The following is a 21900-nucleotide window of genomic DNA, read 5'->3' as shown; positions in this document are numbered from 1 at the left end:
CCGCTGCGTCCCGCGGGACCGTCGGACCCCGCCCCTATGCTGAACCGCGTGACCGAGACCGCCTCCTGCCGTCGCGTGGCGATCCTCACCCACACCGGGCGCGGCGAGGCGGTCCGGGCGGCCACCCGGCTGATCGAGGGGCTCAACGCGGCCGGCATCGTCTGCGCGCTGCCGCGCGAGGACGTCGCCGACCTGGGCGTCGAGGGTGCCCTGGTCGAGCAGCTGCCGCTCGCCGACGGCGGCGCCGCCTCGGTCTCGGACTTCGAGCTGCTGGTCGTGCTCGGCGGCGACGGCACGATCCTCCGCGGTGCCGAGTGGGTGGTCGAGTCCGAGACGCCGCTGCTCGGGGTCAACCTCGGCCACGTCGGGTTCCTGGCCGAGGCCGAGTCGAGCGAGCTCGACCTGATCTGCCGCTCGATCATCGACCGCAGCTACCGGGTCGAGGAGCGGCTGACCATCGACGTCTCGATCCGCGCCGGCAGCCCCGACCGTGCCGACGGTGACCCGGACCGGGGCGGGCGCGACGACGAGGACGCCGAGGTGATCTGGTCGTCGTTCGCGGTCAACGAGGTGTCGATCGAGAAGGGCGCCCGCGAGCGGATGCTCGAGGTGGTCGCCGAGGTCGACGACCGTCCGCTCAGCCGGTGGGCCTGCGACGGCGTGCTGGTGGCCACCCCGACCGGGTCGACGGCCTACGCGTTCTCGGCCGGGGGGCCGATCATCTGGCCCGGGGTCGAGGCGTTGCTGCTGCTGCCGTTGAGCGCGCACGCGCTGTTCGCCCGCCCGATGGTGCTCGGCCCGAGCTCGCACGTGGTGATCGAGCTGCTCGAGCACAGCGCCACCGACGGCGTGGTCTGGTGCGACGGCCGCCGCTCGGTCCCGCTCGAACGCGGCCAGGTCGTCCACGTCGTCCAGGGCCGGCACCGGCTCAAGCTGGCCCGGCTGTCCGAGGCGCCGTTCAGCGACCGGCTGGTCCGCAAGTTCGGCCTCCGGGTCGAGGGGTGGCGGGGGAGTGCCCGGCTGGCGCCGGTGCTCGAACCCGTCGGCGGCGAGCCCCGGGCCGGCTGAGGTCGCGATGATCGAGGAGCTGCGGATCGCCGACCTCGGCGTGATCAACGACGCCCGGATCGAGTTCGACCGTGGTCTCACCGTGGTGACCGGCGAGACCGGCGCCGGCAAGACCATGATCGTCAGCGGCATCGGGCTGCTGCTCGGCGGCCGCGCCGACCCCAGGACGGTGCGGACCGGCGCCGACCGGGCTCGGGTCGAGGCGACCGCGCTGGTGCCCGCCGGCCCGCTGGCCGACCGCGTCGCCCCGGTGGTCACCGGGGCCGGCGGGGTGATCGAGGACGACAGCCTGCTGATGGCCCGGCACGTCACCGCCGCCGGCCGGTCCCGCGCCTACCTCGGCGGCGCGCAGGTGCCGGCCGCGGTGGCCGGCGAGGCGGCGTCCGAGCTGGTCACCGTGCACGGCCAGTCCGAGCAGATCCGGCTCGGCAGCCCGGAACGCCAGCGCGAGATCCTCGACCGGTTCTGCGGCGAGCCGCTGGCCGTCGTCCACGCCCGCTACCGCGAGGCCTGGACCGCCCGCCGCGACGCCGCCCGTCGGCTCGACGAGCTGCAGACCTCGGCCCGCCAGCGCGCTCAGGAGATCGACCTGCTCCGGTTCGGGCTCGACGAGGTCGCCGCGGTCGAGCCGCAGCCGGGGGAGGACCGCGAGCTGGCCGCCGAGGCCGACCGGCTGCAGGCCGCCGACGACCTGCGCGGCGCCGCCGGCACGGCACTGGCCGCGCTGGCCGGCACCGACGACGACGCCGAGTCCGGTTCCGCCCTCGGAGCGGTGGCCGCGGCGCGGCGCGCCACCGACGAGCTCGCCGGGCGCGACCCGTCCGCGGCCGAGCTGGCCACCCGGACCGCCGAGCTCGGCTATCTGCTCGGCGACCTGACCGCCGACCTCAGCCGCTACCTCGACGGGCTCGAGACCGAGCCTGGCCGGCTCGAGCAGATCGCCGCCCGCCGGTCCGCGCTCCAGCAGCTGACCCGCAAGTACGGGGCGGACTGCGACGAGGTGCTCGGCTGGGCCGAGCAGGCCGTCCGCCGGCTGACCGCGCTCGAGACCTCCGACCACACCATCGACGAGCTCTCCGCCGAGGTGACCCGGCTCGACGCCGCGCTCGACGCCGACGCCGCGGAGCTGACCCGGCTGCGTACCGAGGCCGCCGACGCGCTGGCCGAGCGGGTGCGCGCCGAGCTGGTCGACCTGGCCATGCCGCACGCCCGAGTGGTCTTCGAGGTCGGTCCGGCCGAGCCGGGCCCGCACGGCCGCGACACCGTCGACCTGCTGTTCACCGCCAACCCCGGCACCGAGCCGCGGAGCCTGGCCCGGGCCGCCTCCGGTGGTGAGCTCTCCCGGGTCCGGCTGGCCGTCGAGGTGGTGCTCGCCGACGGCGGCGGGCACGGCAGCACCTTCGTCTTCGACGAGGTCGACGCCGGTGTGGGCGGCAAGGTGGCCACCGAGATCGGCCGCCGGCTGGCCCGGCTGGCCGAGCACGCCCAGGTCATCGTGGTCACCCACCTGGCCCAGGTGGCCGCGTTCGCCGACCGGCACTACGTGGTGGCCAAGGCCGACGACGGTCAGGTCACCACCAGCGGCGTCCGCGAGGTCCGGGGTGCCGACCGGTCCGCCGAGCTGGCCCGGATGATGGCCGGTCTCGACACCACCGAGTCCGCCCTCGCGCACGCCGACGAGCTGCTCGAGCTGGCCCGGACCCGCGATCGCTGAGCCGCTCGCCGGGGCCGCGACGCCCGCCCGAACTCCCGGGTCGGCGCGGGGCCGCGTGCGAGGATGGAGCGCGATGAATCTCGGTGCTCTCAGACTTCCCACTCGGTGGCGCCGCGGCGTGCCCGCCGCGGTGGGTGGCACCGTCCGCCTGGACCGGCGCACCAAGCGGCTGACCAAGCGGCTCCGACCCGGCGACATCGCGGTCATCCACCACAGCGACCTCGACCGGGTGAGCGCGGAGGCGCTGGTCCGCAGCGGTGTCAGCGCGGTGGTCAACGCCGTTCCGTCGGTCTCCGGGCGCTACCCCAACCTCGGGCCGGGCATCCTGCTCGACGCCGGCATCCCGCTGCTCGACGACGTCGGCGAGGAGCTCTTCGACCGGCTCGACGAGGGCAGCCGGGTGGTGCTGATCGAGGACGAGCTGCGCAGCCCCGACGGTGAGGTGCTGGCCAAGGGCACGGTGCTCACGCCCGAGCTGCTGGACGACCAGCTGGCCCGTGCCCGCGCCGGGCTGTCGGACCAGATCGAGGCGTTCGCCGACAACACGATGGAGTACCTGCGGCAGGAGAAGGAGCTGCTGCTCGAAGGCGTCGGCGTCCCGGAGGTGGCCACCCCGATCGAGGGCCGGCACGTGCTGATCGTGGTCCGCGGCTACGACTACCGCTCCGACCTCGAGGCGCTGCGGCCCTACATCAGCGAGTACAAGCCGTTGCTGATGGGCGTGGACGGTGGCGCGGACGCGCTGATCGAGGCCGGCTACCGGCCGGACATGATCATCGGCGACATGGACTCGGTCTCCGACGCGACCCTGCGGTGCGGGGCCGAGCTGGTCGTCCACGCCTACCGCGACGGCCGCGCGCCCGGCAGCGACCGGCTGCGTGCGCTGGGGCTCGAACCGGTGATCTTCCCGGCGCTCGGCACCAGCGAGGACGCGGCGATGCTGCTGGCCGACTCCAAGGGCGCGCAGCTGCTGGTTGCGGTGGGCACCCACGCCTCCCTGGTCGAGTTCCTCGACAAGGGCCGCGCCGGGATGGCGTCGACCTTCCTCACCCGGCTGCGGGTCGGGCCCAAGCTGGTCGACGCCAAGGGGGTGTCGCGGATCTACCGCAGCGAGATCCGCGGCTGGCACCTGGTGCTGCTGGTCCTGTCCGGGCTGCTCGCGCTGGTCGCGGCGATGGCCTTCACCGACTTCGGCCGCCAGGTCGCCGACCTGCTGATCGCCCGCTGGAACGACGTCGTCTACTTCGTCAAGGAACTCTTCACGTGATCAACTTCCGCTATCACATCGTGTCGTTGATGGCGGTCTTCCTGGCCCTCGCGGTGGGGATCGTGCTGGGCGTGACCCTGGTCAGCGGCGAGGCCAACAAGGGGCTGGCGGCGCAGGCCGAGCAGGACCGTCGCCAGGTGCAGGTCTACCGGACGCAGCTCGAGCAGCAGCAGGCCCTCAGCCAGTACCGCGACCGCTGGGACGGGCAGATGCAGGGCAGCCTGATCGAGAACATGCTGATGGGCCAGTCGGTGGCCATCGTCGCGATGCCCGGGGCGCCGAGCAAGACGGTCGCCGATCTGCGGACCGCGGTCAACGACGCCGGCGGCACGGTCACCGCGACCGCCACCGTCACCTCGAACGTCTTCGACGCCACCAAGAGCGAGACCACGATCGCCTCGATCGACCAGTTCCGGCAGTTCTTCAACCCGCAGTCGGCGGTCTCGACCAAGGTCGGGATGCTGCTCGGGCACGCCCTGTTGTCGGCCCAGGGCGGGTCGACCGACGCCACCCAGAAGAAGATGCGGTCGGTGCTGAGCGACGCCCGGCTGGCCCAGATCGACAACGACAGCCAGGCGCAGGCCGAGGTGTTGATCATCGTCAGCGCGACGGCGACCGACCCGTCGCCGGGCCTGGACACGCTGGTCCAGCACGTCGAGTTCGACCTGGCGCTCAAGCAGTCCGGCCGGGCCACCGTGCTGGCCGGGCCGAACAGCAGCGGGGTCGACGGCACCGACGTCGCGCAGGCGCGGCAGGAGCCGGACTCGCGCGACACCCTCAGCACCGTCGACGTCGCCGACCTGCCCAGCGGGGTGGCCACGGTGATCATGGCCGCCAAGCAGCAGCTGGCCAACGGCGGGCAGGGCCACTACGGGGCCGCCGCCAGCGCCGACGCCCCGGCGCCCCAGCTGCCGATCCGGTGAGCGCGGAGGTGGGTCGGTGAGACGGTGGAGGAGGCGCCCGGGCCGGCACCCGCTCGTCCGCGAGCTGGCCGCGGCCGGGGCGGCCGTCGCGGTGTCGCGGTGGTGCTCGCTCGCGGTCGCGCAGCGGATCGGCCCGGAGCCGGACCCCTGGTCGCGGACCAACCACGCCGGACGTCCGGTGACCCTGCTCGAGGGCCCGTCGCTGCTCGCCGGACTGCTCGCCGGGACCACCACCCGGGCCGCGGTCGGGCTGCTCGCCCGCGACCGGACCGCCGTCCGGCGCAGCGCCGCGGTGGCGGTCGCGGCCACCGTCGGCGGCGCGGTCGGTGCCTACGACGACCGGTACGGGACCGACCGGGCCAAGGGGTTCCGCGGCCACCTCAGCGCGCTCCGGCAGGGCCGGCTGACCAGCGGGGCGGTCAAGATCGCCGGGGTCGGCGCCGGCGCGCTGGCCGCCGCGCTGATCGAGCACCGCCGACCGGTCGACGTGCTGCTCGGCGCGGCGCTCACCGCCGGGTCGGCGAACCTGGTCAACCTGCTCGACCTGCGGCCGGGACGCGCGCTCAAGGGCGGTCTGCTGCTGGGGGCCGGGACGCTCGCCGCGGGTGGCGCTCCGGTGCTCGCGGCGGCCGCCGGCGTGTTGCCGGAGGACCTCGCCGGCACCGCGATGCTCGGCGACTGCGGGGCCAACGCGCTCGGGGCCGGCGTCGGCGCCGCGACGGCCGGCTGGCCGCGCCCGGCCCGGGTCGGGCTGCTCGCCGCCGTCGCCGCGCTCAACCTGGCCAGCGAGCGGGTCAGCTTCACCGCCGTGATCGAGTCGACGCCGTGGCTGCGGGCGGTCGACCGCTGGGGCAGGCCGGGGTGACCGGCCGCGCCGGATGAGCACGGCGGCCGGTCGGTTCGCCGCGGTCGCCGCCGGGGTCGCCGGACTGACCCTGGCCGCCCGGGTGGTCGGGTTCGGACGCTGGCTGGTGTTCTCCAAGACCGTCGGCGACACCTGCCTGGGCGACGCCTACAACACCGCGAACAACCTGCCCAACGTGCTGTTCGAGATCGTCGCGGGCGGCATCCTGGCCGGGGTGGTCGTGCCGGTGGTGTCCCGGCACCTGGCCGCCGGGCGGCGCGACCAGGCCGCGCGGACGGCCAGCGCGCTGTTCTGCTGGACGCTGCTGGTGCTCACCCCGGTCGGTCTGCTCGCCGTCCTCGGCGCCGGGCTCTACGGCCGCACCTTCTCCCAGCCCGACTGCGTCGGGGGTGCCGGCACCGCCGCCGCCCTGCTCGTCGTCTTCGCCCCGCAGGTCTGGTGCTACGGGCTCGCCGTGGTCAGCGCCGGGCTGCTGCAGGCCCAGCACCGCTTCTGGGCCGCCGCGGCCGCGCCGCTGGCCTCGAGCCTGGTGGTGATCGCCACCTACCTGGTCTACGCCGCCGGGGCGGATCCCGCCGGCCGGACCGACCTGACCCGGCTGGGGCCGGGCTCGCTGGCCGTCCTCGGCTGGGGGACCACGCTCGGTGTCGCGGTGCTGGCTGCCACCACCCTCGTCCCGGCGCTGGTGCTGGCCCGCCGGACCGGGTTGCGGCTGCGCCCGACGCTGCGGTTCGCCGCCGACGACCCCGCGGTGATCCGGCGGATGGCGGGCGCTTCGGTGGCCGGGCTCGTCGTCCAGCAGGCCAGCGTGCTGGTGGCGATGCTGGTGGCCCGGCACAGCGACCTGGAGGGCGCCTGGACCCGCGCGACCTGGGCCAACGCCGTCTACCTGCTGCCGTTCGCGGTGCTGGTCAGCCCCCTGCTGCAGATGGTGTTCCCGCGGCTCAGCGCGGCGGCCGAGCGCGGACCGGCCGCGGTGGGCGCCGTGCTCGGCCGGATCGGACCCGCGGTCGCCACCCTGGCCTGCCTGGGCGCCGGCCTGCTGATCGGCTGCGCGGTCCCGGTGGCCCGGCTGCTGGTGGTCGGTCCCGGCTCGGGGGAGACGGCCGCGCTGGCCTGGCCGATCGCCGCGTTCGCGCCCGCGCTGGTCGGGTTCTCGCTGATGGGGCTGGCCACCCGGACGCTGTTCGCCCAGCACCGTTCCCGCCAGGCCGGGCTGACCACGGTGGTGGCCTGGGGAACGGTGATCGTCGCCGCGGTCGTCGTCCGGTTCGCCGCCCCGCCGGCGTTCGCGGTCACCGGGATCAGCCTCAGCATCGGGCTCGGCATGCTCACCGGGGCGGTGGTCGGCTGGGCGCTGGCCCGGCCGACGCTGGCCGGTGGGGACGCGGGACTGGCCCGACCGCTCGCCTCCGGGGCCCCGGTCGCGCTCGTGGTCGGCGTGGCCGGGTGGTTCGCCTCCGCGCCGTTCGCCGACGCCGGGGTCGCCGGGGCGGTGTTCGGGTCGCTGGCCCTCGGGGTGGGGTGCCTGGTGGTGTTCGCCGGTCTGCTGTGGCTGGTCGACCGGCGCTCGGCCCGGGCGGTGCTCGGGCTGCGCGGGCTCCGGGCCGGCGGTGGTGAGGATGCTGCCGGTCCCGACGAGCCGACCGGCGCGGGCGCACCCGCGTCGTCGCAGGCGGAGAGGCGGCGCTGATGCGGATCGCCCAGGTGCTCACCGCCAGCGAGGGCGGCATCGGCCGGCACGTCGCCGACGTCACCCCGCGGCTGGTCGACCTGGGTCACCGGGTGGCGATCTACTGCCCGCGCCGGACCGCCGCCGCACAGCACTTCGACCGAGTCGGCGTCCCGGTCCGGCCGCTCGCGGCGCTGCCGCTGGCCCGAGGCGCCGACGTCGTCCACGCCCACGGCTACAAGGCGATCAGCCTGGCCGCGCCGCTGACCCGGACGCTCGGTCCGCCGCTGGTCGGCACCTGGCACAACGCGGTGCTGGCGGCCGGCCGGGCCGGACAGGTCGGGCGGGCGCTGCAACGGCTGTCCGCCCGGGCCGCCGACCTGACGCTCGGCGCCAGCTCCGACCTGGTCGACCTGGCCGCCGGGCTGGGCGCCCGGCGGGCACGGCTCGGGCCGGTGTCCGCGCCGGCCACCCTGGCCTGGCTGGCCTACCCGCCCGACGAGCAGCGCGAGCACACCCGGGCCGAGCTCGGTGCCGGCTCGGCGCGGGTGGTGCTGAGCGTCGGCCGGCTGGCCGCCCAGAAGAACTACCCGATGCTGCTCGACGTCGCCGCCCGGTTCCGCGACCGCCCCGGCGAAGCGGCGGTGGTCTTCTGGGTGGTCGGCGAGGGACCGGAGCGGCCCGCGCTCGAGGCCCGGATCGCCGCCGAAGGGCTGCCGGTCCGGCTGCTCGGGGCCCGGGACGACGTGGTCGCGCTGCGGTACGCCGCCGACGCGTTCCTGCTCACCTCGCACTGGGAGGCCCGGGCGCTGGTCGCCCAGGAGGCGCTCCAGCACGGGCTGCCGTTCGTCGGCACCGCGGTCGGCGGCGTCCCGGAGCTGGTCGGCGACGCCGGGCTGCTGGTGCCGCCCGGCGACGCCGAGGCCGCCGCCGCCGCGCTGACCCGGGTGCTCGGGGACCCGGCGCTGGCCGACCGATTGCGGACCGCCGGCCGGGCCCGGGCCGACGCCTGGCCCGACGGCGACGCCGTCGCGCTCGCCCTCGAGCTGGCCTACCGCGAGGTCACCCGGCGCTGATCCCCGCGCTGACCCTGACGCCGGCTCCGGTGCCGGCCGGACCGGCCCGGCGCGCCGCTGGTCGACGGCCCCGGTTTCGCCACGTAGGCTGGAGGTCCGTGGGCCGCCCTTCTCAGACCAAGCACCTGTTCGTCACCGGGGGCGTCGCCTCCTCGCTCGGCAAGGGGCTGACCGCCTCGAGCCTGGGCAGCCTGCTGATCGCCCGGGGTCTCCGGGTCACCATGCAGAAGCTCGATCCCTACCTCAACGTGGATCCGGGCACCATGAACCCGTTCCAGCACGGTGAGGTCTTCGTCACCGAGGACGGCGCCGAGACCGATCTCGACATCGGCCACTACGAGCGCTTCCTCGACGTCAACCTGACCGCCGACGCCAACGTCACCACCGGCAAGGTCTACAGCTCGGTGATCGCCAAGGAGCGGCGCGGCGACTACCTGGGCGACACCGTCCAGGTCATCCCGCACATCACCAACGAGATCAAGGACCTGATGCTCGGGATGGGCGGTCCCGGCGTCGACGTGGTGATCCACGAGATCGGCGGCACCGTCGGCGACATCGAGAGCCTGCCGTTCCTCGAGGCCGCCCGGCAGGTCCGGCACGACGTCGGCCGCGAGAACGTCTTCTTCCTGCACGTCTCGCTGGTGCCCTACCTCGGGCCGAGCGGCGAGCTCAAGACCAAGCCGACCCAGCACTCGGTGGCCGCGCTCCGCCAGGTCGGCATCCAGCCCGACGCGGTGGTCTGCCGCTGCGACCGTGAGATCCCCGAGTCGGTCAAGCGGAAGATCTCGCTGATGTGCGACGTCGACGTCGAGGCGGTGATCGAGAACACCGACGTGCCGAGCATCTACGACCTGCCGAAGATGCTGCACTCCGAGGGCCTCGACGCCTACGTCATCCGCCGGCTCGACCTGCGGTTCCGCGACGTCGACTGGACCACCTGGAACGTGCTGCTCGACCGCGTCCACAACCCCGACGAGGAGGTGACGATCGCGCTGGTCGGCAAATACATCGACCTGCCCGACGCCTACCTCTCGGTCGGCGAGGCGCTGCGGGCCGGCGGGTTCGCCAACCGGTGCAAGGTGACCGTCCGCTGGGTCCCGTCCGACGACTGCGAGACCCCCGAAGGGGCGGCGCGGTCGCTGGCCGACGTCGACGGGATCTGCATCCCCGGCGGGTTCGGGATCCGCGGCGTCGAGGGCAAGGTCGGCGCGATCCGCTACGCCCGCACCCACGAGGTGCCGATCCTCGGGCTCTGCCTCGGGCTGCAGTGCATGGTGATCGAGGTGGCCCGGCACCTGGCCGGGCTGGAGGGCGCCGACTCCTCCGAGTTCAACCCGGACACCCCGCACCCGGTGATCGCCACCATGGCCGAGCAGGTCGCCATCGTCGACGGCGGCGGCGACCTCGGCGGCTCGATGCGGCTCGGCGCCTACACCGCCGAGCTGGCCGGCGGGTCGCTGGTGGCCAAGCTCTACGGCACCTCCGAGGTCAGCGAGCGGCACCGGCACCGCTACGAGGTCAACAACACCTACCGGGCCCAGCTCGAGGAGGCCGGACTGGTGATCAGCGGCGTCTCGCCCGACTCGACGCTGGTCGAGTTCGTCGAGCTGCCGCTCGAGCAGCACCCGTTCTTCGTGGCCACCCAGGCGCACCCCGAGCTGAAGTCGCGCCCGACCCGGCCGCACCCGCTGTTCGTGGGGCTGGTCGAGGCGGCGCTGACCCGCAAGCTCGACACCCGGCTCCCGGTCGCGCAGCGGTGACCGCCGGGTTCACCGGGCAGGTCGTGCTGGGCGTGGACGCGCTCGACGACGCGCCCGAGTCCTGGCCGGTCCGCGGTCACCACGACCTCGGCCGCGGCGCGATCGCCGACTACGTCGAGGACGAGGTCGCCGCCCCCGACGACGAGACGCTGCGCCGCCAGTACCTAGTCCACCCCGGCGCGGTGGCGGTCATCGCCCTCGACGACGAGGACCGCGTCGCCCTCGTCCGGCAGTACCGGCACCCGGTCCGGCACCGGCTGATCGAGCCGCCCGCCGGCTTGCTCGACGTCGCCGACGAGGCCTATCTGGCCGCGGCCCAGCGCGAGCTGGCCGAGGAGGTCGGGGTGGCCGCGACCGACTGGCGGGTGCTGGTCGACCTGTTCACCAGCCCCGGGATCCTCGGCGAGACGCTGCGGATCTACCTGGCCCGCGGGCTCGCCCCGGTCGACGCGCCCGACGGGTTCGTCCGTCGGGGCGAGGAGGCCCACATGGACACCGTCTGGGCGCCGCTCGACGACCTGGTCGGCGCCGTGCTCGGCGGCCGGCTGCACAACCCGACGCTGGTCAGCGGCACCCTGGCCGCCTGGACCGCGCAGCACCGTGGAGGCTTCGACACCCTGCGGCCGGCCGACGCCGACTGGGCCTCGCGCGAGGAGCTGCTCGCCGCCACCGGCCGGGGCTGACCGGACCCGAGCCCCGTCCGTCGATGCGGCGCGCGGGCCGTTCGTCGCTGTCACGAGCAAGCGGTTTCGAGACGAAACCCGGGAAGCCCTTCCCCGCCTCGGTTCCAGCGGTGTAGACAACGGCTCACAGCCGGGCGCCACCCATCGGACGGGTGACCAGCCCGCACCCCCAGGACGAAGGAGTCCCGCGTGACCGGTCCCGCATCCCTCAACCCCGACCACTCGAGCGCCGGGGGCGACCCGACGCACCGGCCCACGCCGCCGCTGGGCCGCCGGTCGCTGCTCGCCGCGGCTGCCGCCGCCCCGTTGGCCGCCGCGGTCGCCGGCACCGTCGGCGCCCCGACCGCCGCCGCGGCCCCGTCCGCGGCCGACCGGCACCCGCGCCCCGGGGGCAGGCCCCGCTTCACCCTCGACGCCGAGGTGCTCGACGGCGGCGAGCAGGTCGTCGGTGTGACCATCGACCCGGGCCGGATCGGCCCGATCGACCCGGCCAGCCTGACCACCGACACCTTCACCGTGCACGCCAAGGCCGTCAGCCCGGTCCCGGTGGCGGCCGGGGACCAGATCTTCAGCGAGTACGACCTCGACCGCACCGTCACCGCGGTGCGCGTCGACCGGTCCGGGCGGATCGTCGTCGCGCTCGCCTACGCCGAAGGCGCGATCGGCGGCGGCACCCTGGGCTACCTGCTCAACGAGGGCCGCAACGTCCAGCTCGACCTGACCTACACGATCACCCAGAACGCGCCGTTCCGGCTCCGCAACGGCCGCAAGGTCACCCTGTCGGGCTTCACCCAGGGCCGGCTGGTCTCACCCGAGGTGGACGCGTTCGGCCGGGCGGTCAGCCGCAGCGGGCTCAACTACCGGCTCTACGACCCGAACCGCGAGCACGGCCGGGGCCACGGTCACCAGGGCCCGGGCCGCGGCCGACGGCGTCCGCTGATCGTCTGGCTGCACGGGGCCGGCGAGGGCGGTCTCGGCGACTACTACACCAACGAGCCGCAGCTGCGGGCCAACCGCGGCGCCCTCGGCTTCGCCACGCCGGAGGGCCAGCGGATCTTCGGCGGCGCCTACGTGGTCGCGCCGCAGTCGCCGACCGCGTGGTTCCTCGACGGGCCGGGCTACGCGCCGCGGATCCGGTCGCTGATCGCCGAGCTGGTCCGCCGCTACCCGATCGACACCGACCGCATCCACGTCGTCGGCTGCAGCTCGGGCGGGTTCATGACCGCCTACATGGAGTACAGCTACCCGACGCTGTTCGCCAGCGGGGTGCCGATCTGCCCGGCCATCGCCGCCCCGGCGATGACCGACGCGCAGATCAGGGTGCTGGCCTCGACCCCGAGCTGGTTCGTGCACTCGCTCGACGACCCGACGGTCAACCCGCAGACCACCAGCATCCGGGCGCACGCACTGCTCCCGGACACCTCGCTGATCACGCTCTACGACCACGTGGTCCGCAACGGCTACACCTTCAACGGCCACTGGTCGTGGATCTATGTGGCCCGCAACGACCCGGCGACCGCCTCGGGCCAGCACATCTGGCAGTGGATGGCCTCGCACCGCCGCTGAGCACGGGGGAGCCGGTGCTGGCCGGCTTCCCCAGGGGCGGCTCCTGAGGTCGTCCGCTCAGTGACCGGCGCTGGCGGTCCGGCCCAGCCGGGCCGCCAGCCAGTCGGCGCACAGGTCGGTCCAGCGCTCGACCCCCGGGACCGCGCCCTCGATCCCGCGGACCAGCCCCAGCCCGTGCCGGCCGTGGGCGAACACGTGCAGCGCGAACTCGACGTCGGCGGCGGCCAGCGCGGTCGCGTAGCCCAGCGCGTGCTGGACGGGGACGGCCTCGTCGTCCGCGGTGTGCCACAGGAAGGTCGGCGGGGTGTCGGGACCGACCAGCTCGTGCACCTGCTGGATCGCCAGCGCCCGGTCGCGGGTCGCCGCGGGCAGCTCTCCGAGCAGCGCGTCGGCCGACCCGCCGTCGGCCAGCTCGCCCAGCGCGATCACCGGATAGCAGAGCACGGCCAGGTCGGGCACCGCCGCGCGCGCGAACCCGTGGGCCACGGCGTGGCTGAGGCTCGCGGCCAGGTGGCCGCCGGCGGAGAAGCCGAGCACGCCGACCGTGGTGGCACCGTCGGCGCGCAGCCGGAGCACCGCCTCGGCGGCGTCGGTTAGGCCGGCGGGGTAGCGGTCGGGGCTGATCCGGTAGCGGAGCACCTCCGCCTCCCAGCCGAGCCCGCGGAGCCAGTCGGCCACCGGCTCGGCCTCGTGGTCGGCGTGCATCACGTAGCCGCCGCCGGGGAGCACCAGCATCACCGGCCGCTCGCCCGCACCGCCTGCGGTGCTCGTGCCGTCGGGTCGGGGGTCAGAGGTGTCGCTCGTCACGGGCCCATCCTGCCCACCGACTCGGGGCGTCCGGTGACGGGTGCGAGACTGCCGGGATGTTCGCACTCGTGGTCCGGTTCGACCTCCGTGACGCCGAGGCGGCCGACGCCTTCGACGCCCTGCTCGCCGAGACGCTGCCGCTGATCACCGAACGGGAGCCCGGGACGCTGGTCTACGCCACCCACACCCCGCAGGACGCGCCGCTGGCCCGGATCTTCTACGAGGTGTACGCCGACCGCGAGGCCCACGCCGCCCACGAGGCGACGCCGCACACGTCGCGGTTCCTCGCGGCGGTCCGGGACTGGGTGAGCGACGTCCGGCTGGAGCTGCTCGGTTCACCGACGGGCAAGGGACTTCCCGGCTGATCCGGCGCCCGGCCCTCGGTGTGGGACCGGGCGGTCCGGTCCCCGCGCTCCTACCGTGACCGGGTGAGCCCCGAGCGTCGAACCACACTGACGCGGCTGGTCGGGGACTACCTGGACCATCTGGTGGTGGAGCGCGGGCTGTCCACCCACACGGTGGCGGCCTACCGGCGCGACCTCGAGCGCTATCGCGACTTCGTCGGCCGGCGCGGCGTCGAGGACCCGCGCGCGATCGACACCGCCCTGGTCAACGCCTACGCCGTCAGCCTGCGTGAGGGGGTGCCCGCGGACGGCGCGCCCGACGTGGACGAGCCCTCGGACGCGAACGAGCCCTCCGACGCGGACGCGGTGGCAGCGGCCCCGCGGTGGCGGCACCCGCCGCTGGCCGAGGCGAGCACCGCCCGGGCGCTGGTCGCCGTCCGCAACCTGCACCGGTTCGCCGCCGAGGAGGGGGTGGTGGAGGAGAACGTGGCGGCCGCGGTCCGGCCGCCCCGCGCGGCCCGGCGGCTGCCCAAGGCGCTCGGGGTCGACCAGGTCCAGCGGCTGCTCGACGCGCCCGGCCAGGACGACCCGCTGGCGCTCCGCGACCGCGCGCTGCTCGAGCTGCTCTACGGCACCGGCGGCCGGATCTCCGAGATCGTCGCGCTCGACGTCGACGAGCTGTCCGGGCTGCTCACCCACCCGGACGCGGTGGACGGGCTCCGGGTGCTCGGCAAGGGCAGCAAGGAGCGGATCGTCCCGCTCGGCCGCTACGCCAAGCGCGCGGTCACCGACTACCTGGTGCGGGCCCGCCCAGGGCTGGCGGCCCGGGGGAGCGGCTCGCCGGCGCTGCTGCTCAACGCCCGCGGCGGCCGGCTCTCACGGCAGAGTGCCTGGTCGGTGCTCCAGGCCCGGGCCGACCAGGCCGGGCTCGGGGTGGCGATCTCGCCGCACACCCTGCGGCACTCGTTCGCCACCCACCTGCTCGACGGCGGCGCCGACGTCCGAGTGGTCCAGGAGCTGCTCGGGCACGCCTCGGTGACCACCACGCAGATCTACACGCTGGTCACCGTCGACCACCTCCGGGAGGTCTACCTGACGGCGCACCCGCGTGCCCGGTGAGGCTGCCGGGACCACTGTGACGGATGGGACCCAAGGGTCCTGAGCCGGGGATAAGTCGACATTTCGACGCGCCGGTCGAGGTCCCGGGGACCGCCGAGGTGCGGGTCTAGCGTCGAGGGACAGACGTCGTGGGGGCACCCGCGGCGCCCCGGCAGGCGACAGGAGGCCCAGGGTGGAATCGACCCAGCACGCGTACGACTGGCCCCAGCAGGACTGGCAGCAGGACGGCTGGCCGGGCGAAGACCAGCGCGGGGACGGGCGTCCGGCGGACGACTGGCGTGCGGACGCCGTCGGGGCCGGGTCGACGGCGGCAGCCCCGGACTTCACCGTGCCCGGCGAGCTGGGTGAGCAGGCGGACGAGGCCGAGCCGAGCGACCATGATCATCACGACCATGATCACCCTGAGCGTGATCACTCTGATCTTGATCACCCCGACCACGATCACCCTGAGCGTGATCACCCTGAGCATGATCGAGAGAACGCCGCACAGGAGGCCGTTGATCAGCGGGTTCCCGTCGAGAGCGAGCCGTTCGTGCCGGAGGCCCGCGAGGTGCCGGCACCCCGACCCGATGACGCGCCCGAGGAACTGTTCCCGGCGCCGACGCCGGCTGCCGCCGGCCCAGTGGCCGAGCAGGGCCCCGAGCTCGGCCCGACCGGACGGCCCTGGCCCGACCTCGGTGAGGTCCCGCCGGTCGCCGTGCCGCGCCGGGCCATGATCGTCGCGATGTGCAATCAGAAGGGCGGGGTCGGCAAGACCACCACCACGATCAACCTCGGGGCTGCGCTGACCGAGCTCGGCCGCCGGGTGCTGCTGGTCGACTTCGACCCGCAGGGTTCGCTGTCGGTCGGGCTCGGGGTCAACCCGCACACGCTGGACAAGAGCATCTACAACCTGCTGCTCAGCCGGGACGTCGGCATCGACGAGGTGATCGCCGAGACCAACGTCGAGGGCCTGGAGATCCTCCCCAGCAACATCGACCTGTCGGCGGCCGAGGTCCAGCTGGTCTCCGAGGTGGCCCGCGAGCAGACGTTGCTGCGCGTGCTCGAGAAGGTCCGCGACCGCTACGACGTGATCCTCATCGACTGTGCGCCGTCGCTGGGCCTGCTGACGATCAACGCGCTGACCGCGGCCGACAAGGTGATCATGCCGCTGGAGTGCGAGTTCTTCGCGCTCCGCGGCATCGCCCTGCTCACCGACACGATCAGCAAGGTGCAGGAGCGGCTCAACCCGGACCTGCAGGTCCTCGGCATCCTGGGGACGATGTTCGACTCGCGGACGCTGCACAGCCGCGAGGTGCTCGAACGGGTCGTGCAGGCCTTCGGTGACGACGTCTTCCACACGGTGATCCGGCGGACGGTCAAGTTCCCCGAGACCACGGTGGCCGGTGAGCCGATCACCACCTACGCGTCCACCTCGCCGGGGGCGACCGCCTACCGCACGCTGGCCCGGGAGGTGCTGTCGCGGTGTCGCGTCGGGTGAGCCTGCCGGGCGCCTCGGAGCTGTTCCGCCCGACCCAGCCCGAGGTCGCCCTCACCGTCGTCGACGACGCCCCGGAGACGGCCACCGCTCCGGCGGTCCCCGCCACCGGGCCGGACCCCGACGCCGTGGCCGGTCCGCGGTCCCGGCGGTCGCCGCGGAGCACCGGGCGGGTCCGCCACGACGAGAAGATCACCGTCTACGTCAGCGTCGAGGAGCTGCTGGCCCTCGAGGAGGCGCGGCTCCGGCTGCGGGCCGAGCACGGCCTGGCGGTCGACCGGGGCCGGATCGTCCGCGAGGCGATCTCGGCCGTGATCGCCGACTTCGCCGCGCACGGCGGCGACTCCGAGCTGGTCCGCAAGCTCGGCAGCCGATGACGGCAGTGACCACGAAAGAGACCACGACAGGGAGCGCGACGGAGCTCACGGTGACACCCGCGGACGACCTCACCCCACCGTCCGCCGACAATGCCGGCGGCGGGGGGAGCGGCGGCTCGGACTTCACCGTCCGGCTGGACAACTTCGAGGGTCCGTTCGACCTGTTGCTCCAGCTGATCAGCCGGCACAAGCTCGACATCACCGAGGTGTCGCTGAGCCGGGTCACCGACGAGTTCATCGCTCACCTGAAGGCGATGGGCCAGGCCTGGGAGCTCGAGCAGACCAGCCAGTTCCTGGTGGTCGCGGCCACCCTGCTCGACCTCAAGGCGGCCCGGCTGCTGCCGTCCGGCGACGTCGAGGACGCCGAGGACCTGGCCCTGCTCGAGGCTCGCGACCTGCTCTTCGCCCGGCTGCTGCAGTACCGGGCGTTCAAGCAGGTGGCGGCCTATCTGGAGCAGACGCTGTCCGCGCAGGCCGGCCGCTACCCGCGGCGGGTGTCGCTCGAACCGCGGTTCGCCGCCCTGCTGCCCGAGCTGGTGTTCACCACCACGCCCGAGCGGTTGGCCGAGCTGGCCGGCCGCGCGCTGACTCCGAAGCCGGCCGAGGTCGTCTCGCTGGCCCACCTGCACGCCCCCGCGGTCAGCGTCCGCGAACAGGCCGCGGTGGTGGTCGACCGGCTCCGACGCCAGGGGACCCTGACGTTCCGGGCCCTCACCGGTGACTCACCGGACCGGGTGACCACGGTCTGCCGGTTCCTCGCGCTGCTCGAGCTGTTCCGCGAGGGCGCGGTCGCCTTCGACCAGCTCACCCCGCTCGGCGAGCTCACCGTCCGCTGGACCGGCAGCGACGACGGCGAGCTCGACATCTCCGACGAGTTCGACCGGGCCGCCGGCGACGAGACCGGCGACGAGACCGGCGACGAGACCGGGGACGCGACCGCGCAGACTGGGCCGGACGCCCGCGAACCGGGTCCCGACACCAGCACCGACGAGAACACGAACGAGGAGAGCCGCGATGACCGCGCCTGACGAACCCGGGGTCGAGCAGCAGGAGACGCTGGTCGACGCCGAGCCGCCGCGCGAGCTCGACCGGAGCCACCTCGGGCCGTCGCTCGAGGCCCTGCTGCTGGTCGCCGACGAGCCGCTGACCGAGACCACCCTGGCCCAGCTGCTCGAGGTGCCGATCGACGTCGTCCGCGAGGAGCTCGACGCGCTGGTCGAGTTCTACACCGAGACCGGACGCGGGTTCGAGCTCCGCGCCCTGGCCGGCGGCTGGCGGTTCTACACCCGCGAGGAGCACGCCGACCTGGTCAGCCGCTACGTCCTCGAGGGGCAGACGGCCAAGCTCTCGCAGGCCGCGCTCGAGACGCTCGCGGTGATCGCCTACCTGCAACCGGTCTCCCGCGCGCGGGTCTCCGGTGTCCGCGGGGTCAACGTCGACGGCGTGATCCGCACCCTGCTGACCCGGGAGCTGATCACCGAGGTCGGTGTCGACGAGCACTCCGGGGCCACCCTCTTCGGCACCACCCCCGAGTTCTGCGAACGGATGGGGCTGAGCTCGCTGGACGAGCTGCCACCGCTGGCGCCGAACCTGCCCGACGTCACCGAGCTCGAGGCCGAGCTCAGCCAGCTCACCCTGGTCCGGGACGAGAGCGCACCGGCACCCGAGCCCTCGCCCGGGACCGGGGACGGGCCCGACGAGGCCCCGGCCGGGGTGCCGTCCGACGTGTCCGGGAGCGTGCGGTGAGCCGCCCGGCCGGCCGCGACCGCCGCCCCGACGGGCTCGCTCCGGAGGTCCCGCTCGCCGGTGCCGTCCCCGGCTCGGACAGCGCCGAGACCGGGCAGCGGCTGCAGAAGGTGCTGGCCGCCGCCGGGATCGCCTCCCGGCGGGCCAGCGAGATCCTGATCGACGAGGGCCGGGTCGAGGTCAACGGCCGGACGGTGACCGAGCAGGGGCTGCGGGTCGACCCCGACACCGACGTGATCCGGGTCGACGGCGAACGGATCCCGCCGCCGCGCCGGCACGCGTACGTGGTGTTCAACAAGCCGCGCGGGGTGGTCTCGACCATGGACGACCCCGAGGGCCGTCCGACGCTGACCGAGTACCTGGTCGGCCGCAAGGAGCGGCTGTTCCACGTCGGCCGGCTCGACACCGACACCGAGGGCCTGCTGATCCTCACCAACGACGGCGACTTCGCCCACAAGCTCGCCCACCCCAGCTTCGAGGTCCCCAAGACCTATCTGGCCGAGGTCGCCGGCGTCGTCCAGCACAAGACGATCCGCGACCTGCGCCGGGGCATCCGGCTCGATGACGGTCCGGTGACGCCCGACTCGGTCCGGCTCGTCTCCACCACGGCGGTGCGTAGCATGGTCGACATCACCCTGCACGAAGGGAGGAACCGGATCGTGCGACGGATGATGGAAGCGGTCGGGCACCCGGTGCGCCGGCTCTCGCGGACGGCGATCGGGCCGGTGAAGCTCGGGGCGCTCCGCTCGGGTGAGCTCCGCGACCTGACCCGCTCCGAGCTCGGGGCCCTTCTCGATCTGCTGAACGACTGAGGCGCGCGTGGACCGCAGGATCTTCGGACTCGAAACCGAATACGGCGTCGCCTGCACCTCCGGGGGCAGCCGACGGCTCACCCCCGACGAGGTGGCCCGCTACCTGTTCCGCCGGGTGGTCACCTGGGGGCGGTCGAGCAACGTCTTCCTCCGCAACGGCTCGCGGATCTATCTCGACGTGGGCAGCCACCCCGAGTACGCCACCGCCGAGTGCGACAGCCTGGTGCAGCTGATCAGCCACGACCGGGCCGGCGAGCGGATCCTCGAGGACCTGATCATCGACGCCGAGCAGCGACTGGCCGCCGAGGGCATCCAGGGCGACATCTACCTGTTCAAGAACAACACCGACAGCCACGGCAACTCCTACGGCTGCCACGAGAACTACCTGATCAGCCGGGTCGGCGACTTCACCAAGATCACCGACGTGCTGGTCCCGTTCCTGGTCAGCCGGCAGCTGATCTGCGGCGCGGGCAAGGTGCTCACCAGCGCCCGCGGAGCGGAGTTCAGCGTCAGCCAGCGCGCCGAGCACATCTGGGAGTCGGTCAGCTCGGCCACCACCCGCAGCCGGCCGATCATCAACACCCGCGACGAGCCGCACGCCGATCCCGAGCGCTACCGCCGGCTGCACGTGATCGTCGGCGACTCGAACATGAGCGAGACCACCACGCTGCTCAAGGTCGGCTCGACCGATCTCGTCCTGCGGCTGATCGAGGCCGGCGTGGGGATGCGCGACTTCACGCTGGAGAACCCGATCCGGGCCATCCGCGACATCAGCCGCGACCGCACCGGCCGCGTCCAGGTGGCGCTGGCCAACGGCCGCCGGATCTCGGCGCTCGAGCTGCAGACCGCCTACCTGGAGAAGGTGTCGGCGTTCGTCGCCGAGCGCGGGCTCGAGACGGCCACGGTGGTGCGGGTGCTCGACCTGTGGGAACGGGCCATCCGGGCGGTCAGCGAGGACAAGCTCAGCCTGATCGACACCGAGATCGACTGGGCGATCAAGCTCAAGCTGCTCGACTCCTACGCCGCCAAGCACTCGCTGAGCCTGGCCGACCCGCGGATCAGCCAGCTCGACCTCGCCTACCACGACATCCGGCGCAGCCGGGGCATCTTCAGCCTCCTCGAGCGTCGTGGGGCGGTGGCCCGGGTGACCAACGACCCGGCGATCTTCCGGGCCAAGAACGTCCCGCCGCAGACCACCCGGGCCAAGCTGCGCGGCGACTTCATCCGGCACGCGCAGGAGGGCCGCAACGACTACACGGTCGACTGGGTGCACCTCAAGCTCAACGACCAGGCGCAGCGGACCGTGCTCTGCAAGGACCCGTTCACCGCGGTCGACGAGCGGGTCGAGCGGCTGATCGCCGGGATGCAGAAGGGCTGAGCGCCCGGCCCGGTCGTGACCGGGCCACGCGGGTCGCGCCCGCCCGGTCGCCTCCGTGCGCCCGGCGTCGCGGTCCGGGGAGCGCCCAGACTTTGTGGGTACCCTTCCCCGGTGCTGTTCTCCGCCTCCGCTCCCCGCACCCGCGCCGTCACCCGGCTGGCCGTCACCACGGCCGTGATCGGGGCGCTCGGTCTGCTCGGCGCCTGTGGCAAGGACCAGGCCAGCACGTCCTCGTCGGCCTCCCCGAGCAGCACCGCCGCGCCGAGCAGCGCGTCGCCGTCGGCCAGCGCCACGCCGAGCGCGAGCCCGACCCCGACGATCAAGCCCTCGACCAACCTCGACAAGGTCGAGGTCACCGGCGCCTACGGCAAGACGCCCAAGGTCACGTTCAAGCACCCGTTCGCCATCGACAAGACCCAGACCAAGGTGCTCAGCCAGGGCAGCGGGGCCACCGTCACCGACACCGCGAACGTGTCGGTCAACTACGTCGGCATCGACGGCCGCACCGGCAAGACCTTCGACAGCTCGTTCGCCCGCGGCGGCACCCCGATCACCTTCCCGCTGGCCCAGGTCATTCAGGGCTTCAAGAAGGGTCTGGTCGGGCAGAAGCAGGGCAGCCGGGTGCTGATCGCGATGACCGGCGCCGACGGCTACGACTCCTCCGGCGGCAACGCCCAGGCGGGCATCAACGTCGGCGACACGCTGCTGTTCGTGGTCGACATCACCGAGACCACCCTCAACGCGCCGGCCGGCCAGACGATCACCCCGACCCGCAGCGACCTGCCGACGGTGACCGGGGGCACCGGCACCCCGACCGTCACCATCCCCAAGACGAACCCGCCGTCCGGTCTGGTGGTCCAGCCGCTGATCAAGGGCACCGGGACCAAGGTCAAGGCCGGGGACACCGTCACCGTCCGCTACACCTGGCTGACCTGGAGCAACGGCAAGGTGATCGAGTCCAACTACGGCCAGGCGCCCCAGGACGCGGCGCTGACCAGCCAGATCCAGGGCTGGCAGAAGGGTCTGCCCGGCCAGACCGTCGGCAGCCGAGTGCTGCTGGTGGTCCCGCCGAGCGAGGGCTACCCCAACGGCAACGCCAGCCCGGAGATCGCCAAGAACGAGACGCTGGTCTTCGTCGTCGACATCCTGTTCACCCAGGCGCCGCAGGCCCAGTAGCCCGACCGGTCCGGCCCGACCGGTCCGGCCGAGCGGGTCCGGTCCAGCGGGTCACCCCCGGTGGCAGAGC

The 21900-nt window shown here is 73.9% G+C and carries 20 protein-coding genes; 19 read left to right on the top strand and 1 reads right to left on the bottom strand.

All coding sequences use genetic code 11. The annotated features are described in order from the left end of the window. Positions 1–48 precede the first annotated feature (48 nt). The 10 genes from FHX74_RS14405 (at position 49) to FHX74_RS14360 (ending at position 12594) form a co-directional block, all read left to right on the top strand. Positions 49–1068, top strand: coding sequence for an NAD kinase (locus tag FHX74_RS14405; protein WP_328823834.1), 1020 nt, complete (start codon positions 49–51; stop codon positions 1066–1068). 7 nt (positions 1069–1075) lie between these two features. After that, on the top strand, positions 1076–2782 hold the full coding sequence (gene recN, locus FHX74_RS14400) for a DNA repair protein RecN (RefSeq protein WP_182560845.1): 1707 nt from the start codon (positions 1076–1078) through the stop codon (positions 2780–2782). 118 nt (positions 2783–2900) lie between these two features. Next, positions 2901–4049: a putative cytokinetic ring protein SteA gene (gene steA / locus FHX74_RS14395; RefSeq protein ID WP_328823833.1), complete on the top strand. Its 1149-nt coding sequence runs from the start codon at positions 2901–2903 to the stop codon at positions 4047–4049. After that, positions 4046–4972 (top strand): copper transporter, encoded by a 927-nt coding sequence (locus tag FHX74_RS14390; RefSeq protein WP_182560843.1) that lies wholly within the window; start codon positions 4046–4048, stop codon positions 4970–4972. The genes steA and FHX74_RS14390 overlap by 4 nt, the downstream gene beginning before the upstream one ends. 16 nt (positions 4973–4988) lie before the next feature. Further along, on the top strand, positions 4989–5837 hold the full coding sequence (locus tag FHX74_RS14385) for a hypothetical protein (RefSeq protein WP_182560842.1): 849 nt from the start codon (positions 4989–4991) through the stop codon (positions 5835–5837). A 13-nt stretch (positions 5838–5850) separates the two neighbouring features. Then, positions 5851–7530 (top strand): murein biosynthesis integral membrane protein MurJ, encoded by a 1680-nt coding sequence (murJ, locus tag FHX74_RS14380; RefSeq protein WP_182560841.1) that lies wholly within the window; start codon positions 5851–5853, stop codon positions 7528–7530. Continuing rightward, complete coding sequence (locus FHX74_RS14375; RefSeq protein WP_182560840.1) at positions 7530–8585, top strand: glycosyltransferase family 4 protein; 1056 nt, start codon at positions 7530–7532, stop codon at positions 8583–8585. Before murJ ends, FHX74_RS14375 begins: the two co-directional genes overlap by 1 nt. Before the next feature lie 98 nt (positions 8586–8683). Then, positions 8684–10345 carry a CTP synthase gene (locus tag FHX74_RS14370; RefSeq protein WP_182560839.1) on the top strand — a complete coding sequence of 554 codons (1662 nt, stop codon included), beginning with the start codon at positions 8684–8686 and terminating at the stop codon, positions 10343–10345. Then, entirely contained in the window at positions 10342–11028 is a 687-nt protein-coding gene (locus tag FHX74_RS14365) for an NUDIX hydrolase (protein ID WP_328823832.1), read from the top strand. The genes FHX74_RS14370 and FHX74_RS14365 overlap by 4 nt, the downstream gene beginning before the upstream one ends. Before the next feature lie 189 nt (positions 11029–11217). After that, positions 11218–12594 carry a PHB depolymerase family esterase gene (locus tag FHX74_RS14360; protein WP_220483939.1) on the top strand — a complete coding sequence of 459 codons (1377 nt, stop codon included), beginning with the start codon at positions 11218–11220 and terminating at the stop codon, positions 12592–12594. Between the two features lie 57 nt (positions 12595–12651). Here FHX74_RS14360 and FHX74_RS14355 read toward each other — a convergent pair whose 3' ends face one another. Then, a complete protein-coding gene (locus FHX74_RS14355; protein WP_220483938.1) occupies positions 12652–13401 on the bottom strand; it encodes an alpha/beta hydrolase in 750 nt (249 codons plus the stop codon). A 56-nt stretch (positions 13402–13457) separates the two neighbouring features. Between FHX74_RS14355 and FHX74_RS14350 the strand changes: the two genes are divergently transcribed. The 9 genes from FHX74_RS14350 (at position 13458) to FHX74_RS14310 (ending at position 21830) form a co-directional block, all read left to right on the top strand. After that, positions 13458–13766 (top strand): putative quinol monooxygenase, encoded by a 309-nt coding sequence (locus tag FHX74_RS14350; RefSeq protein WP_182560838.1) that lies wholly within the window; start codon positions 13458–13460, stop codon positions 13764–13766. 87 nt (positions 13767–13853) lie between these two features. Further along, on the top strand, positions 13854–14864 hold the full coding sequence (locus FHX74_RS14345; protein ID WP_235970787.1) for a site-specific tyrosine recombinase XerD: 1011 nt from the start codon (positions 13854–13856) through the stop codon (positions 14862–14864). 532 nt (positions 14865–15396) lie between these two features. Continuing rightward, entirely contained in the window at positions 15397–16344 is a 948-nt protein-coding gene (locus tag FHX74_RS14340) for a ParA family protein (RefSeq protein WP_407941485.1), read from the top strand. Continuing rightward, positions 16329–16718, top strand: coding sequence for a hypothetical protein (locus FHX74_RS14335; RefSeq protein WP_182560837.1), 390 nt, complete (start codon positions 16329–16331; stop codon positions 16716–16718). Before FHX74_RS14340 ends, FHX74_RS14335 begins: the two co-directional genes overlap by 16 nt. A 50-nt stretch (positions 16719–16768) precedes the next feature. Then, positions 16769–17746: a segregation and condensation protein A gene (locus tag FHX74_RS14330; RefSeq protein ID WP_407941482.1), complete on the top strand. Its 978-nt coding sequence runs from the start codon at positions 16769–16771 to the stop codon at positions 17744–17746. Then, a complete protein-coding gene (gene scpB / locus FHX74_RS14325; protein ID WP_182560835.1) occupies positions 17733–18464 on the top strand; it encodes an SMC-Scp complex subunit ScpB in 732 nt (243 codons plus the stop codon). The genes FHX74_RS14330 and scpB overlap by 14 nt, the downstream gene beginning before the upstream one ends. Positions 18465–18565: 101 nt before the next feature. Then, positions 18566–19276 carry a pseudouridine synthase gene (locus FHX74_RS14320; RefSeq protein ID WP_220484023.1) on the top strand — a complete coding sequence of 237 codons (711 nt, stop codon included), beginning with the start codon at positions 18566–18568 and terminating at the stop codon, positions 19274–19276. 7 nt (positions 19277–19283) lie between these two features. Beyond that, positions 19284–20654, top strand: coding sequence for a Pup--protein ligase (pafA, locus tag FHX74_RS14315; RefSeq protein WP_182560833.1), 1371 nt, complete (start codon positions 19284–19286; stop codon positions 20652–20654). 111 nt (positions 20655–20765) lie between these two features. Continuing rightward, entirely contained in the window at positions 20766–21830 is a 1065-nt protein-coding gene (locus tag FHX74_RS14310; protein WP_182560832.1) for an FKBP-type peptidyl-prolyl cis-trans isomerase, read from the top strand. The last annotated feature ends 70 nt before the right edge of the window (positions 21831–21900 follow it).

The organism is Microlunatus kandeliicorticis, from assembly GCF_014137855.1.
Lineage (GTDB): Bacteria > Actinomycetota > Actinomycetes > Propionibacteriales > Propionibacteriaceae > Microlunatus > Microlunatus kandeliicorticis.
Note: the sequence above shows the minus strand (reverse complement) of the source record. Positions and strands in the feature narration are given on the sequence as shown.